The sequence below is a fragment of the Allobosea sp. RAF48 genome (assembly GCF_052114025.1).
In the GTDB taxonomy this organism is placed as follows: domain Bacteria; phylum Pseudomonadota; class Alphaproteobacteria; order Rhizobiales; family Beijerinckiaceae; genus Allobosea.
In genome coordinates, this window is the sequence record NZ_JBFRDZ010000001.1 from 605481 (window position 1) to 621068 (window position 15588).

A 15588-nucleotide genomic window follows, 5' to 3' on the forward strand; every position below is an offset into this window, starting at 1 on the left:
CTTGGGACCTGAGAGATTTCCCCGCCTGACCGTGAGGCCGGACGAGTTACACCCGTCGGTGGGCGGGAATCGCTTCCCGCCTCTTTCCAGAGCGCCAAATCCCCAGCGGTCCTTGTTGCCTGAGCGTTTCCGGGGCGGTTGCGCCTTCGGCGCCGGGTCCTGACGGATCAGGCCCGGTCTCTTCCGCGGGGATATGCGGCTTGGGCAGAGATACAGGAGGCGCCGCCCCAGTCAATCCGGGCGGCGCCTTCTTTCACGGCAAAGCTGCTTTTAACGGCGGCGATGCCGCGCCGGGGCGGCTGCACCACCCTGACCGAGACTGACGATGATCTCGACCTCGCCATTGCCAGCCGGCACGACGATGCCGTCCTCGACATGGGAGAAGTCGACGCCGCTCTGGCCGGACGGGATCGTGCCGCCGACGCGCGAGCCGCGGCGCGCAACCGTCGCCGTGCCGCGCGTCACCGTCGTGTTCAAGGTCGCACCGTAGCTGCCCGGGCTGCCGGCCGGGCCGAGAAGCACACGACCCTCGACACCGACCTTGAGGCGGAAGCCGCCATTGCCGGTCGGCGTGCACTCGCGCGCGACGTTGGTGATCGAGACCTGGTAGCGCAGACCGCTGCTGTCCTGACCGGCCTGAGCGCGGATCGCGGCGCCGCCATCGGCGATGATGACCTCCGGGCAGACCGTATCGTTCCGTTCCTCCTCCTTCGGCAGCTGGTCAGGCGCCGGCGGCTTCGAGGACTGGAACATCAGCATGTTGAGCGCCGTGCTGCCGGCGGAGGGCGATGAGGAGGAGCCGCAGCCGGCGAGACCCAGGCAAAGCAGCGGCAGGGCGAGCCAGCGGCCCGTAGTCAGAGTCTGGTCGATCAAGGCAGCGCCTCCACGCCGGGGCCGAAGCCGTTGAGCGAGACGGGCACGCCCACCCCCTCCTCCGGCGTCTGGAATACGATGAATGTCGCGCTCTTGCCGCCCTTGAGCTGGCCGAGCAGGTTGTCGTCCATGACGACCTCGGCAACGCAACCGGTGGTCAGGCAGCGCACGAAGCCGGCGCGGCCGATATCCTTGTCATCGATCTTGAGGCCGAGGCCGGATGGCAGCAGCACGCCAAGCGGCGCGACGACGCGCAGAAGCCGGCTCTTCTGATCGGCAGTCTTCAGCACGATGACGAGGAGCGTCAGATTCGGCCGGTCCTCGGCCGCGACGTTCTGGACCAGCGCGCATTGCTCCGCCTTGGCGCCGGGCGGCACTTCGCAGCGCATCTGCCAATCGCCATGTGTGGAACGCACCGCGCCCTGCGCGAGAGCGGAGCCGGCGTAGAGGCTCGTCCCCATGAGCGCCAGCGCCAAGGCGCCTGCCGCTCCGATGATCCTCATCATCCCTGCCATCCTTCGAAACCCGTCCAGAAACCGCAGCAAAAGCGCAAGATTCAGGCAAAACGCCGACAGCGCCAGAGAATCCTACCGCTCTTCACATAAAATGCGTTGGGACCATGCAGGCCCGGCCCTGTCAAGGCGTGCACGCGGGTGCGGGCGTGGTTCCGTCAAGGCCTCGCGCGATTATGCCGCACTGATGATGATGGACCGTGTCATTGCCCCACTGGCGCAAGCGTGATCTTTGATTTATCGCAATCCCGAAGAACGAGGCGACCTTCGCGGTCGCCCCTTCGTGCGTGGGGCAAAGCCGGTCGGTTCCCATGCAGGTCGATTGAGGAGCATGTCGGATCGATGCGATTTCTGAGCAGGACCTTTGCAACCGCGGCCGCCACGGCCCTTGCCGTCGCCGCGCTGGCGACCGTCCCGGCCGTCGCCGGCACCGGCATGCCTTCCCCCTGGCAGATGAACCTGCAGGGCGCCGCGACCCCCGTCGCCGAATTCATTCACTGGTTTCATGACTGGCTGAACATCATCATCGGCGTCGTCACGCTCTTCGTGCTGGCGCTGCTGATCTATGTCGTCTTCCGCTTCAACGAGAAGGCCAACCCGGTCCCCTCCAAGACCACGCACAACGCCCTGCTCGAAGTGTGCTGGACGGTGATCCCGGTCCTGATCCTCGTCGTCATCGCGATTCCCTCCTTCCGCCTGCTCAAGCTGCAGCTTGAGGTGCCGCAGGCCGACCTCACCCTGAAGGTCACCGGCAAGCAGTGGTACTGGTCCTATGAGTACGCGCAGGACAACGGCGCCTTCGGCTTCGACTCGCTGATGCTGGACGAGAAGCAGCGTGCCGAGGCGATCGCCAGCAAGAAGATCGCCGAGGCCGAGGCCCCGCGCCTGCTCGCGGTCGACAACGAGGCGATCGTGCCGGTCGGCAAGATCGTCCGCGTCCAGGTCACCGGCGCCGACGTCATCCACAAGTTCACGGTGCCGTCCTTCGGCATCAAGATCGACGCGATCCCCGGCCGCCTGAACGAAACCTGGTTCAAGGCCGAGCGCGAAGGCATCTATTACGGCCAGTGCTCGTTCATCTGCGGCCAGAACCACGCCTACATGCCGATCGCCTTCCGCGTCGTCAGCCAGGAGCGCTACGCCGCCTGGCTCGCCGAAGCGAAGCAGAAATTCGCCAATGCCGAAGACGCGGGCAGCAAGCTCGCCGCCGCGTCCAAGTAATTCGCCGAGGAGACAACACGATGGCAACAGCGGCTCAGCACGCTCACGGCCATGACGAGGCCCATCACGACCACCCGACCGGGTGGCGCCGGTGGCTTCTGTCGACCAACCACAAAGACATCGGCACGCTCTACCTGATCTTCTCGATCATCGCGGGCCTCGTCGGCGGCTTCCTCTCGATCATGATGCGTATCGAGTTGATGTACCCCGGCGTGCAGATCTTCGCGAACGGCCAGAGCTACAACGTGTTCGTCACCGGCCACGGCCTGATCATGATCTTCTTCATGGTCATGCCCGCGGTCATCGGCGGCTTCGGCAACTGGTTCGTACCGCTGATGATCGGCGCGCCGGACATGGCCTTCCCGCGCATGAACAACATCTCGTTCTGGCTCACCGTCGCAGCCTTCGTGCTCATGATCATCTCGATGTTCATGGAAGGCGCCCCGGGCGCGCACGGCGTCGGCACGGGTTGGACGGTCTATCCGCCGTTCTCGACCGCCGGCCACCCCGGCCCCTCGGTCGACTTCGGCATCCTGTCGCTGCACCTTGCCGGCGCGGCTTCGATTCTGGGCGCGATCAACTTCATCACCACCATCCTGAACATGCGCGCGCCTGGCATGACCATGCACAAGATGCCGCTGTTCGCCTGGGGCGTGCTGGTCACCGCCTTCCTGCTGCTGCTCTCGCTGCCGGTCCTCGCCGGTGCGATCACCATGCTGCTGACGGATCGCAACTTCGGCACAACCTTCTATGATCCGGCCGGCGGCGGCGATCCGATCCTGTACCAGCACCTGTTCTGGTTCTTCGGTCACCCCGAAGTGTACATCATGATCCTGCCGGCCTTCGGCATCATCAGCCACATCATCTCGACCTTCTCGAAGAAGCCGATCTTCGGCTACCTCGGCATGGCCTACGCCATGGTCGCGATCGGCGTGGTCGGCTTCATCGTGTGGGCGCACCACATGTACACGGCCGGCCTTTCGCTCAACACGCAGCGCTACTTCGTGTTCGCGACGATGGTCATCGCGGTGCCGACGGGCATCAAGATCTTCTCCTGGATCGCGACGATGTGGGGCGGCTCGATCCGCTTCACCGCCCCGATGGTCTGGGCGATGGGGTTCATCTTCCTGTTCACCGTCGGCGGCGTCACCGGCGTCGTGCTGGCCAACGCCGGTGTCGACCGCTCGCTGCATGCGACCTACTACGTGGTGGCCCACTTCCACTACGTGCTGTCGCTCGGCGCCGTGTTCGGCATCTTCGCGGGCTTCTACTACTGGTTCCCGAAGATGAGCGGCTATGTGATGCCGGACTGGATCGGCCGCCTGCACTTCTGGGTCGCCTTCATCGGCGCGAACCTGCTGTTCTTCCCGCAGCACTTCCTCGGGCTCGCCGGCATGCCGCGTCACTATGTGGACTATCCCGACGCCTTCGCCGGCTGGCATTATTGGTCGTCGATCGGTTCCTACATCTTCGCAGCTGGCCTGCTGATCTGGCTTTACGGCATCGCCGTGGCCTTCAGCCGCAAGCAGCTCGCCGGCGACAATCCGTGGGGCGAAGGCGCGACGACGCTGGAGTGGACCCTGTCCTCGCCGCCGCCCTTCCACCAGTTCGAGACGCTGCCGCGCATCACCGGCTCGGACCACTGAGACAAAGGCGGCGGGCCTCATGGGGCCCGCCGCCGCCCCTCCCCCGAGCGCCTTGCGAGGCGTTCCGGAGACGGGCGGCACGATCCAGCCGCGAACACCCTGCGCCCATGGGCGCTGTTCACAAGAGTACGAAGACGATCCAACCGATGTCTGCTGCGTTCGAAACCCGCACCGACGGCCTGACCGCCTCCACCGGAGAGGCGCGCGACTTCTTCGCGCTGCTGAAGCCGCGTGTGATGTCGCTTGTCGTGGTGACGGCGCTGACCGGCATGGCGACGGCACCGGGCTCCCTGCATCCCGTCCTCGGCTTCGCCGCGCTTTTGGCGATCGCAGTCGGCGCCGGCGCGTCGGGCTGCCTCAACATGTGGTACGACGCCGATATCGACGCGCTGATGAGCCGCACGGCCAAGCGCCCGATCCCGGCGGGCCGGATTCTACCCTCTGAGGCGCTCGCCTTCGGGCTGACGCTCTCGATCGGCTCGGTGCTGGTGCTCGGCCTGATCGCGAATGCGCTCGCGGCCTTCATGCTGGCCTTCACGATCTTCTTCTACGCCGTCGTCTACTCGATGTGGCTGAAGCGCTGGACGCCGCAGAACATCGTGATCGGCGGCGCTGCGGGCGCCTTCCCGCCCATGATCGGCGAAGCCGTGGTGACCGGCAATTTCGGCTGGCACTCCCTCGTTCTGTTCGCGATCATCTTCCTGTGGACCCCGCCGCATTTCTGGGCGCTGGCGCTGATCAAGTCCGGCGACTACGAGCGCGCCGGCATCCCGATGATGCCGAATGTCGCCGGCCCGGCCGCGACCCGCCGGCAGATCGTGCTCTATTCGCTGATCATGGCTCCGGTCGCCGTCCTGCCGGCGCTGATGGGCTTCGGCGGCCTGATTTACCTGGCCGTCTCGGTGACGACCGGGCTGGCGATGATCTGGCTCGCGATCCAGGTCTGGCGCCGCACGGAGGGTCAGCCCGCCGTGAAGGCAGCCTGGTCGCTGTTCGGCTTTTCGATCATCTATCTTTTCCTGCTCTTCGCGGTTCTGCTCGTCGAAAACGGGCTCGGCCTGATGTGGGCCCTGCCGAAGGTGATCGGATGAGCGAGCAACGCCCCCAGAAGCCCGCGCCGGCGCCGTTCTCGCCGGAAGACATGGCACGCCGCCGCCGCCGCTCCATCGCGCTCGCGCTGGTGCTCGGCGGGCTCGTGATCTTCTTCTTCGTGGTGACGCTGGTGAAGACCGGCCCCGCGATCCTGAACCGGCCGCTGTGATGACGAATCCCGTCCCGCAGAAGCCCAAGGGCAATCCGGCGCGCACCGCACTGATCTGTGTCGGCGTCGCTTTCGGCATGCTCGGCGCTTCCTTCGCGGCGGTGCCGCTCTACGACCTGTTCTGCAAGGTCACCGGCTTCGGCGGCACGCCGATGGTGGGCACGGCCGGCGCCGGCAAGATCCTCGACCGGACGATGTCGGTGCGTTTCGACGCCAATGTCGCGCCGGGGCTCGGCTGGAAGTTCGAAGCGGAGAGCCCGGAGATCAAGGTTCGCGTCGGCGCGACCCAGACCGTGTTCTACAAGATGACGAATCGCTCGGACCGCACGGTGACCGGCATCGCGACCTACAATGTCGCGCCGGACAAGGCCGCGGCCTATTTCGTCAAGATCCAGTGCTTCTGCTTCACCGAGCACACGCTGAAGCCCGGCGAGAGCTTCGAGGCGCCGGTGGTGTTCTATATCGACCCCGAAATCGCTGGGAATCGCGAGCTCGACGGCGTCCACGCCATCACACTGTCCTATACCTATTTCGCCTCGAAGTCGGGCCAGCCCGTCGCCGAGGACAAGGCCGGCTCCGTCAAGGGTGACGCGGGCAATTCGAAACTGTAGAACGCGCTAGAGCAAAAGCGCGGACAAGACGTCGTACGCGGAGACTGAATACGATGGCCGGGGCCCATACGAAGCACCACGACTACCACCTCGTCGATCCGAGCCCGTGGCCGCTCGTCGGCGCCGCGAGCGCGACGATCATGGCGATCGGCGCCGTGATGTGGATGAAGGCGCTGCCCATCGGCGGCATGCATATCGGCCCGCTCGTCTTCGGCGCCGGCCTGCTCGGCGTGCTCTACACCATGCTCGCCTGGTGGATGGACGTCATCCGCGAGGCCGAGAAGGAAGGCCACCACACCCGCGTCGTGCAGTTGCATCACCGCTACGGCATGATCATGTTCATCGCCTCCGAGGTGATGTTCTTCGTCGCCTGGTTCTGGGCCTATTTCGACGCCAGCCTCTTCTCGGGCGAGCAGATCAACTATCTCCGCTACGAGTTCACTGGCGGGCATTGGCCGCCGAAGGGCATCGAGACCTTCGATCCCTGGCACCTGCCGCTGCTCAACACGCTGATCCTGCTAACCTCTGGCACGACCGTGACCTGGGCACACTACGCTCTGATCAACAACGACCGCGCCGGCCTGAAGCAGGGCCTGTGGCTCACCGTGATCCTCGGCGTCCTGTTCACGCTGTGCCAAGCTTACGAGTATTCGCACGCCACCTTCGCCTTCAAGGGCAACATCTACGGCGCCACCTTCTTCATGGCGACCGGCTTCCATGGCGCGCACGTCATCATCGGCACGATCTTCCTGGCGGTCTGCCTCTACCGGACCTATCTCGGCCACTTCAAGCCGCAGCAGCATCTCGGCTTCGAGTTCGCCGCCTGGTACTGGCACTTCGTCGATGTGGTCTGGCTGTTCCTGTTCGCCGCGATCTATGTCTGGGGCGCCGGCGCGCACGCAGCCGCTGCGCACTAGGTCACGAATCCTACCGCGCCCTCGCGGTTATCGTCTGGTGAAAGGCGGCCGCGAGGCCGCCTTTCCCGCTTTGGAGGCTGCGATGGCCGGTCCTGAACCTACACATCCCTCCCCCTATTCCACGGGGCTGGCCGGGCGCTGCCCGCGCTGCGGCGAAGGCGCGCTGTTCGACGGTTTCCTCAAGCTGAAGCCGCGCTGCAGCGCTTGCGGGCTCGACTATAAATTCGCCGATTCGGCAGACGGTCCGGCCGTCTTCATCATGCTGATCGCCGGCTTCGTGGTGCTGGGCTCGGCACTCTATGTCGAGATCGCCTATGAACCGCCGATCTGGCTGCACCTGCTGATGTGGCTGCCGCTGGCACTGGTCATCTGCCTCGCACTGCTGAGGCCGCTGAAGGGGCTGGCAGTGGCGCTGCAATACGCCAACAAGGCCGAGGAAGGCAGGCGGGCGAAGTGACCGCGCAACCCGCAAGCGACCGGAAACCCGGGCTGCTCCTGCCAACGCTCCTGACGATCATCGGCGCGGTGATCCTCTGCATCCTCGGAACCTGGCAGCTCGAGCGCATGCAGGAGAAGCACGCCTATATCGGGCGCCTGGAGGCGCAAGCCGCCGGAGCGCCCGCTCCGATCCCGCCCAGCACCGAATGGGCGAAGCTCGACGTAGCGGCGCTCGACCTCACCCGCGTCACCGCCAAGGGCACCTATGTTGATGGGCCGATCGCCGGCGTCCGCACCACGATTGCCGCCGGGCCGCCCGGCTCGCGGCAGCTCTCCGGCTTCGGCCGCTGGGTGTTCCAGGGCTTCAGGCTCGAGGATGGCGGAATCATCCTGGTCAATCGCGGCTTCGTGCCGGAGAGCCGCATGGGCCAGGTCGGACCGGCGAGCGGCCCCGACACCGTCACGGGCTTCCTGCGGGCACCCGAGACCCGCAACAGCTTTACGCCGCGAGACCTGCCGGCCATCCGCGAATTCTACACTCGCGACCCCGCAGGGATCGCCGCCTCGCTCGGCTTGCCGCCGGCGCCGTTCTATCTGGAAGCAGAACGCGAGGGCAACGGCCTCAAGCCGCCGGCCGGCGTCGATGTGCGCGAGCTCATCGACCGTATTCCCGACAACCACCTGCAATACGCCCTGACCTGGTTCGGGCTGGCGCTGACGTTGCTCGGCGTCTTCGCGGCCTATGTCTGGCAGGCGCGGAAAGGTTCCGCACCGGCCTGATGTCGCTCAGGTTTTGCCGAAACCGCCGGACCGGCCTATAGCATCARATTGAGATCACCGAGGCCAAGATCGTGTTGCATGTTTCCACCCGGGGTGAAGCCCCGGCGCTCAGCTTTTCCGACGCGCTGCTGACCGGGCTCGCCCGCGACGGCGGCCTCTATCTGCCGCAGAGCTGGCCGACTCTCGCGCCGGCGGAGATCGCCGGTTTCGCCGGAAAACCCTATACGGCGGTGGCCGAGCGCGTGCTCGGCGCATTGAGCGATGGCGACATCGAGAGCGGCGCGCTCTCCGGCATGATCCGTCAGGCCTATGCCGGCTTCCGTCATCCGGCCGTCTGCCCGCTGACGCAGATCGGCGACAATCTCTTCGTGCTGGAGCTCTTCCACGGCCCGACGCTCGCCTTCAAGGACGTGGCGATGCAGTTGCTCGGCCGGCTGATGGACCATGTGCTCGGCCAGCGCGGCCAGCGCGCCACCATCGTCGGCGCGACCTCCGGCGACACCGGTGGCGCCGCCATCGACGCCTTCAAGGGGCTGAAGAGCGTCGATGTCTTCATCCTCTATCCGCAGGGCCGCGTCTCCGACGTGCAGCGCCGGCAGATGACGACGGTCGATGCGCCGAACGTCCATGCCATCGCGGTCGAAGGCACATTCGACGACTGCCAGAACCTCGTGAAGGCGATGTTCAACCATCACGCCTTCCGCGACGAGATCGGACTGTCCGGCGTCAACTCGATCAACTGGGCGCGCATCGCGGCGCAGGTCGTCTACTACTTCACCTCGGCCGTTTCGCTCGGCGGGCCGGAGCGCAAGGTCTCCATCACGGTGCCGACCGGCAATTTCGGCGATATCCTCGCGGGCTGGGTCGCCAAGCAGATGGGCCTGCCGATCGAGCGGCTGGTGATCGCCACCAACAGCAACGACATCCTGGCGCGGACGCTGGAAACCGGCGCCTACGAGATGCGCGGCGTGGCGGCGACGACCTCGCCCTCGATGGATATCCAGATCTCGTCCAATTTCGAGCGGCTGCTGTTCGAAGCGCATGGCCGCGACGGCGCCACTGTCCGCCGGCTGATGCAGTCGCTGCAGCAATCCGGCCGCTTCGAGATCGCGGGTGAAGCGCTCCAGCGCATCCGCGGCGAATTCGACGCTGCCTCCCGGAGCGAGGAGGAGGTCGCGGCCGAGATCAAGAAGAGCTGGACCGAGGCCGGCTACCTACTCGACCCGCACACCGCGATCGGCGTCGGCGCCGCCCGGCAGGCGCTCAAGCGCAATCCCGCGACGCCGATGATCGTGCTCGGCACGGCTCATCCCGCCAAGTTCCCGGCGGCGGTGAAGGCTGCGAGCGGCGTCGCGCCGGAGCTGCCCGCCCATCTCGCCGATCTGATGGAGCGCAAGGAACGTCTGACGCTGCTGCCGAACGATCTCGGCAAGGTCGAAACCTTCGTGCGCGAGCATGCGCGCGCCGTCCGCGGAGCGGCAGCGTGAGCGCCACCACCCCGATCGAGGCCGTCGAGCTCGCCGCATCGGCGCGGCCTCAAGGCGCCCATGACCCCGACGTCCAGCTGACCACCTTGCCCTCGGGCCTGCGCATCGTCTCGCAGCGCATGGATCATGCCGCGACGGTGTCGCTCGGCATCTGGATCGGCGCCGGTTCGCGCGACGAGCTGCCGCATGAGCACGGCCTCGCCCATCTGCTCGAGCACATGGCGTTCAAAGGCACGGCCCGGCGCAATGCCCTCCAGATCGCCGAGGAGATCGAGGGCGTCGGCGGCGACCTCAACGCCGCGACCAGCGTCGAATATACCTGCTACACCGCCCGCGTCCTCGGCACCGATCTGGCGCTTGCCGTCGACATCCTCGCCGACATCGTCACCTCGCCCGCCCTCACCGAGGAGGAGCTGAAGCGCGAGAAGGGCGTGATCCTGCAGGAGATCTCTGCCGTTCAGGACACCCCGGACGACCTCGTCTACGACCGATTCCTGCAGGCAGCCTTCCCCGACCAGCCGATCGGCCGGCCGATCCTCGGCACGGCCCAGACGGTGCAAGGCTTCACGCCCGAAGCGATCCGCGCCTATCTCGCCCGCAACTACCACGCCGGCAACATGGTGCTCGCCGCGTCCGGCGCCGTCAGCCATGACGAGCTGGTGGCGCTTGCCCGCGAACATCTGTCGAAGCTGCCGGCCCGCCCCGCCAAGATGCCGGAGCGCGAACCCGGCAACTATCGCGGCGGTGAGGCGCGCATCGGCAGCGACGAGGAGCAGGTGCATCTCGTGCTCGGCCTGCCCGGCAAGCCCTTCACCGGCGGCATGCACTACCCCTTGCAGATCTTCGCCTCGGTGCTGGGCGGGGGGCTGTCGTCGCGGCTGTTCCAGGAGGTGCGCGAGCAGCGCGGCCTGGCCTATGCGATCGATGCCTTCCACTGGCCCTTCTCCGATTGCGGCATCTTCGGCATTGGCGCCGGCACCGCGCCTGAGGATGCGAACGAGCTGATCGAAGTCGCGCTCGGCTGCCTGCGCCAGGCGGCGGAGGATGTCAGCGAAGTCGAAGTGGCGCGGGCCCGCGCCCAGATGAAGGTGGGGCTGCTCGCCTCGCTCGAAAGCCCCGGCGGCAAGCTGGAGCAGATGGCCCGGCAGGTGCTGATCTTCGGCCGGGCAATCCCGCGCGAGGAACTGGCGGCCCGTCTCGACGCGGTGACGCTCGAGGACGTGCGCGCGGCAGGTCGCTCGCTGCTCGGCCACCAGCCGACCATCGCCGCGATCGGCCCGATCCACGGCATTCCCGCAGCCAAGCGCCTGCGCCAGGCGGCCCGGGCCGCGGACTGAACGGCGATGGCGCTCTTCCGTTTCCCGAGCGAGCCGCCGAGCCGCCCGCTGATACGGACGCAGAATCTCTATCTGCGTGCGCCGCAAGCCAGCGACTACTCCGCCTGGGCCGTGCTGCGCATCGAAAGCCGCGACTTCCTGACACCCTGGGAGCCGACCTGGAACGAGGACGATCTGACCCGGACCTCCTTCCGACTGCGCGCCAAGCGGGCAGCACGCGAGATCGCCAGCGACGAAGCCTATTCGCTCTTCATCTTCGAAGCCCATACGGAGGCGCTGCTCGGCGGGCTGACCCTTGGCCTCATCCGCCGCGGCGTGGCCCAAGCCTGCACGCTCGGCTACTGGATGGGCAAGCGCCATGCCGGCAGGGGCCACATGGCCGAGGCTGTGCGTGGCGCGGTGCGCTTTGCCTTTTCCGAGCTTGCGCTGCACCGGGTCGAGGCCGCCTGCCTGCCGAACAACGAGCCGTCACGCCGCCTGCTGGAGCGGGTCGGTTTCCAGCACGAGGGGCTGGCGCGCGCCTATCTCAAGATCAACGGCGTCTGGGCCGACCATCTGCTCTACGCTCTGCTTTCGGGCGATGCGTTGCCCGGAGGGAAGCCGTGAAGGCAGCGGTTGACCACAGCCACGCGCTGCCTTGCCCTTGCCATGAGCGCCCAGTAGGGATTTTCGTTCAAGTTCGAATGATTGTCTCCCGCCTGATAGCCGAGCACAGCTTGTCCATTTCCGAGCGCATCCTCCGGATCGGCCTCGCCGTCGCCGGCCTTGCCCTATGGTTCAGTTTCGCGATCGTGACGCCGGCCAGCGCCGTCGATGCGGTGCGTGTGCCGGTCGACGTGCCGGTGATCGATCTCACCAATGTCGTCGAGCGCAACAAATCGGACGGCGACGTCATCCAGATCTCGACCGCGCCGGGGCCGGACGGCATCGTCCGGCGCATCGCCGTCAAGGCGCGCGAATCGGGCGCCAGGCCGGACTGGATCGTCTTCGCGCTGACGAACGATTCCGACGAGCAGATCGACCGGCTTCTGGTCGCGCCCTTCCACCGGCTGATCGGCTCCGGCGTGGTCTGGCCCGATCTCGGCGACAAGCGCATCGAGGCGGTGACGGCGAGCCAGGGCCTCTCGCCGGACCGCGAGGCAAGCCCCGACGCCGACGTCTTCCTGATCACGCTCGACCCCGGCACGACCGTCACTTTCGTGGCGGAGCTGAAATCGCCGAACCTGCCGCAGCTCTATCTGTTCGAGCCGGAAGCCTATCGCCAGAAGACCAACGGCCTGACCCTCTACAAGGGCATCATCATCGGCATCGCCGGCCTGCTCGCGCTCTTCCTGACCATCATCTTCGTGGTCAAGGGCGCGGTGATCTTCCCGGCCGCCGCAGCGCTCGCCTGGGCGGTGCTGGCTTATGCCGGCCTCGATTTTGGCTTCTTCCAGCGCCTTTTCCCGCTCACGCCGGCGATCGAGCGCATCTATCGAGCGGGTGCGGAAGTCGTGCTTGCCGCGACACTGCTCGTTTTCCTGTTCGCCTATCTCAACCTGTCACGCTGGCATGTGCGCTACGGCCATGTCACCGCGATCTGGATCATCGGCCTCGCCGGCCTGATCGGCCTCGCCGTCTTCGACGCGCCGATGGCTTCCGGCATCGCGCGCATCTCGATTGCCGCCGTCGCCGCCGTCGGCTTCGTGCTGGTCGTGCATCTGGCGACACATGGCTACGAGCGCGCGGTCATGCTGATCCCGACCTGGTTCCTGCTTGCGGTCTGGGTCACGGCAGCGAGCTTCACCGTAACCGGGCAATTCCAGCGCGACCTCGTGGCGCCTGCCCTGCTGGGCGGCCTCGTGCTGATCGTGCTGCTGATCGGCTTCACCGTGATCCAGCACGCCTTCGCCGGCGGCGCGATCTCGCAGGGCCTGGTCTCGGACACGGAGCGGCGGGCGCTGGCGCTGTCCGGCTCCGGCGACCTCGTCTTCGACTGGGACGTGAGCTCCGACAAGGTCTTCGTCTCGCCGCAGATCGAGACGCTGCTCGGCCTGCCCAAGGGCTCGCTCGAAGGCTCGGCCGCGCGCTGGCTGGAGCACATGCATGTCGCCGACCGGGACCGCTACCGCGTCACGCTCGACGCCGTGCTGGAGCAACGCCGCGGCAAGCTCAATCTCGACCTGCGCCTGCGCTCCGCTAACGGCGCCTATCACTGGTTCAACGTCAAGGCGCGGCCCGTCATCGGCTCGGACGGCGAAGTCATCCGCGTCATCGGCACGCTCTCGGACGTCACCGAGCAGCGCACGGCCCAGGAGCGCCTGCTGCACGACGCCGTCCATGACAACCTGACCGGGCTGCCCAACCGCAAGCTATTCCAGGACCGGCTCGGCGCGATCTTCGGCTTCACCCGCGCCGACGACAACATCCGCCCGACCGTGCTCGTCATCGATGTCGACCGCTTCAAGCAGGTCAACGAATCGGTTGGTTTCTCAGCCGGCGACTCGATCCTGTTGACGCTGGCGCGGCGCCTTGGCCGGCTGCTCAGGGCGCAGGACACGCTCGCCCGCATCGGCGGCGACACCTTCGCGATGATCCTGGTCTCGGAGCGCGATCCCGAACGCATCCTGGCACTGGCCGAGCTCGTGCGCCGGGCCGTATCGACGCCGATCACCTATGCCGAGCGGGAGATCGTGCTGACGCCCTCGATCGGGCTCGCCCTGTTCGACCCCTCGCCTGCCGCGCGCAAGGACGATGCGCTGAAGAACGCCGAGCTCGCCATGGCTCATGCCAAGCGCCAGGGCGGCAACAAGATCGAGGTCTTCGTTCCGGCGATGCGGACCGACCGCAACGACAGGCTCGCGCTGGAAAGCGACCTGCGCCGGGCCATCGAGCGCAACGAGATCCAAGTCATGTACCAGCCGATCGTCCGGCTGGAGGACCGCACCATCGCCGGGTTCGAGGCGCTGGTGCGCTGGGACCACCCGCGTGAGGGGCGCTTGATGCCGCAGGACTTCCTCGCCATCGCCGAGGAAACCGGGCTGATCGTCGATCTCGGCGTCTATGTGATGGAGAAGACGGCACGCGAGCTCGAAGCCTGGCAGGCGGCACTCGAAGTCGACCCGCCGATCTTCGCCAGCGTCAATGTCTCGAGCCGGCAGCTGCTGCGCCACGACCTGCTGCACGACGTGAAGACCGTTCTCGGGCGGCGGCGCGTGCTGCCGGGCACGCTCAAGCTCGAAATCACCGAAAGCCTGGTGATGGAAAATCCGGAATACGCCGCGCAGATGCTGCAGCGCATCCGCGACCTCGGCGCCGGTCTCTCGCTCGACGACTTCGGGACGGGCTATTCCTCGCTGTCCTATCTGCAGCGCTTTCCCTTCGACACGATCAAGATCGACCAGAGCTTCGTGCGGCAGATGGGCAATGGCCGCCCGCCGGTGATCCTGCGCTCGATCGTGCAACTCGCCTCCGATCTCGGCATGGATGTCGTGGCCGAGGGTGCCGAGAGCGAGTCCGACGCTATCGAGCTGTACCAGATCGGCTGCCAGTACGCGCAGGGCTACATCTTCGGCCAGCCGATGACAGCGGCCGAGGCACGGCGGCTGATGGGCGCGGCAGCTTCGGCGGCGACGGAAGTGGCATAAACCTCAACCGCCATTCTCGGACGAAGCGAAACGCAGGTCCGAGAATCTCAGGCAGGGTGAAACGCGATAGATCCTGGGTCACGAGATGCTCGGGTCAGGCCCGAGCATGACGGTGGCACGTCAGGCGTGGCCAGCGTCGCGAGAGAGAAACGCAGGTTCGATGCCGAGCTTATGCAGCGCCCGCTGATACTTCGTCTCGACGCTCTCGTCGAACAGCAGGGCCGGATCGGCCGCGCAGTGCAGCCAGCCATTCGACTGGATCTCTGCCTCGAGTTGGCCGGCGGCCCAGCCGGCATAGCCGAGCGCGAGGATGGCGCTTTCCGGCCCGCTGCCGATGGCGATGGCGCGCAGGATATCGAGCGTCGCCGTCAGGCAGATGCCCTCATCGATGGGGAGCGTTGCCGATTCGAGGAAGAAGTCCGCCGTATGCAGCACGAATCCACGCTTGGTTTCGACCGGGCCGCCGCGCAGCACCTGCATGCGCTCGGCGCTGCTGGGCAGCCGGATGATCTCCTCGGACGGAATGACGTCGAGCTGAACGAGCAGGTCCGGAAACTTGGTGTCGCCGGCCGGCTTGTTCACGATGATGCCCATGGCGCCGTCCTCGGAGTGCGCGCAGACATAGACGACGCTGCGGCTGAAGCGCGTGTCGGCCATGCCGGGCATCGCGATGAGGCACTGCCCGTCGAGATAGCTGCGGCCGCCGAGGCGGGGTTGTGAGCCGATCTTCATCCCCCGCATGCTAGATGCTGTCGGGGAGTCTCGGCAAGGCTGGATATCAGCCCGCCGCCTTTCCGGCCTCCCGGCCTCGCAGAAATCGGGGGTCGATCGCGGGCTCAGGCTGTGCGCGGCGGTGCGGTCCTTATCGCGATTGCGCCC

General features: G+C 66.6%; 15 protein-coding genes and 1 riboswitch. Of the genes, 12 read left to right on the plus strand and 3 right to left on the minus strand.

Annotated elements, in window-relative coordinates; translation table 11 throughout:
- Positions 1-96: 96 nt before the first annotated feature.
- Positions 97-196, minus strand: a riboswitch (glycine riboswitch).
- Positions 197-270: 74 nt separating this feature from the next.
- On the minus strand, positions 271-873 hold the full coding sequence (locus tag AB4Z10_RS02915) for a hypothetical protein (protein WP_441468848.1): 603 nt from the start codon (positions 871-873) through the stop codon (positions 271-273).
- A complete protein-coding gene (locus AB4Z10_RS02920) occupies positions 870-1379 on the minus strand; it encodes an invasion associated locus B family protein (protein ID WP_441468849.1) in 510 nt (169 codons plus the stop codon). The genes AB4Z10_RS02915 and AB4Z10_RS02920 overlap by 4 nt, the downstream gene beginning before the upstream one ends.
- A 348-nt stretch (positions 1380-1727) precedes the next feature.
- Here AB4Z10_RS02920 and coxB point away from each other — a divergent pair, with 348 nt between their 5' ends.
- The 12 genes from coxB to AB4Z10_RS02980 all read left to right on the plus strand — a co-directional run bounded on the left by coxB (position 1728) and on the right by AB4Z10_RS02980 (position 14709).
- The gene (gene coxB / locus AB4Z10_RS02925) at positions 1728-2606 is read left to right on the plus strand and encodes a cytochrome c oxidase subunit II (RefSeq protein WP_441468850.1); all 879 of its coding nucleotides are present in this window, start codon (positions 1728-1730) and stop codon (positions 2604-2606) included.
- A 20-nt stretch (positions 2607-2626) separates the two neighbouring features.
- Entirely contained in the window at positions 2627-4252 is a 1626-nt protein-coding gene (gene ctaD, locus AB4Z10_RS02930; protein ID WP_441468851.1) for a cytochrome c oxidase subunit I, read from the plus strand.
- 146 nt (positions 4253-4398) lie between these two features.
- Complete coding sequence (locus AB4Z10_RS02935) at positions 4399-5343, plus strand: heme o synthase (protein ID WP_441468852.1); 945 nt, start codon at positions 4399-4401, stop codon at positions 5341-5343.
- The gene (locus tag AB4Z10_RS02940) at positions 5340-5513 is read left to right on the plus strand and encodes a hypothetical protein (protein WP_441468853.1); all 174 of its coding nucleotides are present in this window, start codon (positions 5340-5342) and stop codon (positions 5511-5513) included. The genes AB4Z10_RS02935 and AB4Z10_RS02940 overlap by 4 nt, the downstream gene beginning before the upstream one ends.
- Positions 5513-6124, plus strand: coding sequence for a cytochrome c oxidase assembly protein (locus AB4Z10_RS02945; protein ID WP_441468854.1), 612 nt, complete (start codon positions 5513-5515; stop codon positions 6122-6124). The genes AB4Z10_RS02940 and AB4Z10_RS02945 overlap by 1 nt, the downstream gene beginning before the upstream one ends.
- 53 nt (positions 6125-6177) lie before the next feature.
- Positions 6178-7041: a cytochrome c oxidase subunit 3 gene (locus tag AB4Z10_RS02950; RefSeq protein ID WP_441468855.1), complete on the plus strand. Its 864-nt coding sequence runs from the start codon at positions 6178-6180 to the stop codon at positions 7039-7041.
- A gap of 82 nt (positions 7042-7123) precedes the next feature.
- Complete coding sequence (locus tag AB4Z10_RS02955) at positions 7124-7498, plus strand: DUF983 domain-containing protein (protein ID WP_441468856.1); 375 nt, start codon at positions 7124-7126, stop codon at positions 7496-7498.
- Entirely contained in the window at positions 7495-8259 is a 765-nt protein-coding gene (locus tag AB4Z10_RS02960; protein ID WP_441468857.1) for an SURF1 family protein, read from the plus strand. Before AB4Z10_RS02955 ends, AB4Z10_RS02960 begins: the two co-directional genes overlap by 4 nt.
- A 71-nt stretch (positions 8260-8330) precedes the next feature.
- Positions 8331-9746: a threonine synthase gene (gene thrC / locus AB4Z10_RS02965; protein WP_441468858.1), complete on the plus strand. Its 1416-nt coding sequence runs from the start codon at positions 8331-8333 to the stop codon at positions 9744-9746.
- A gap of 14 nt (positions 9747-9760) precedes the next feature.
- Entirely contained in the window at positions 9761-11083 is a 1323-nt protein-coding gene (locus tag AB4Z10_RS02970) for a M16 family metallopeptidase (protein ID WP_441468976.1), read from the plus strand.
- A 6-nt stretch (positions 11084-11089) separates the two neighbouring features.
- A complete protein-coding gene (locus tag AB4Z10_RS02975) occupies positions 11090-11689 on the plus strand; it encodes a GNAT family N-acetyltransferase (protein ID WP_441468859.1) in 600 nt (199 codons plus the stop codon).
- 77 nt (positions 11690-11766) lie between these two features.
- On the plus strand, positions 11767-14709 hold the full coding sequence (locus tag AB4Z10_RS02980; RefSeq protein WP_441468860.1) for an EAL domain-containing protein: 2943 nt from the start codon (positions 11767-11769) through the stop codon (positions 14707-14709).
- 120 nt (positions 14710-14829) lie between these two features.
- Here AB4Z10_RS02980 and AB4Z10_RS02985 read toward each other — a convergent pair whose 3' ends face one another.
- Positions 14830-15450, minus strand: a complete 621-nt coding sequence (locus AB4Z10_RS02985; protein WP_441468861.1) for a YqgE/AlgH family protein — start codon at positions 15448-15450, stop codon at positions 14830-14832.
- Positions 15451-15588 lie beyond the last annotated feature (138 nt).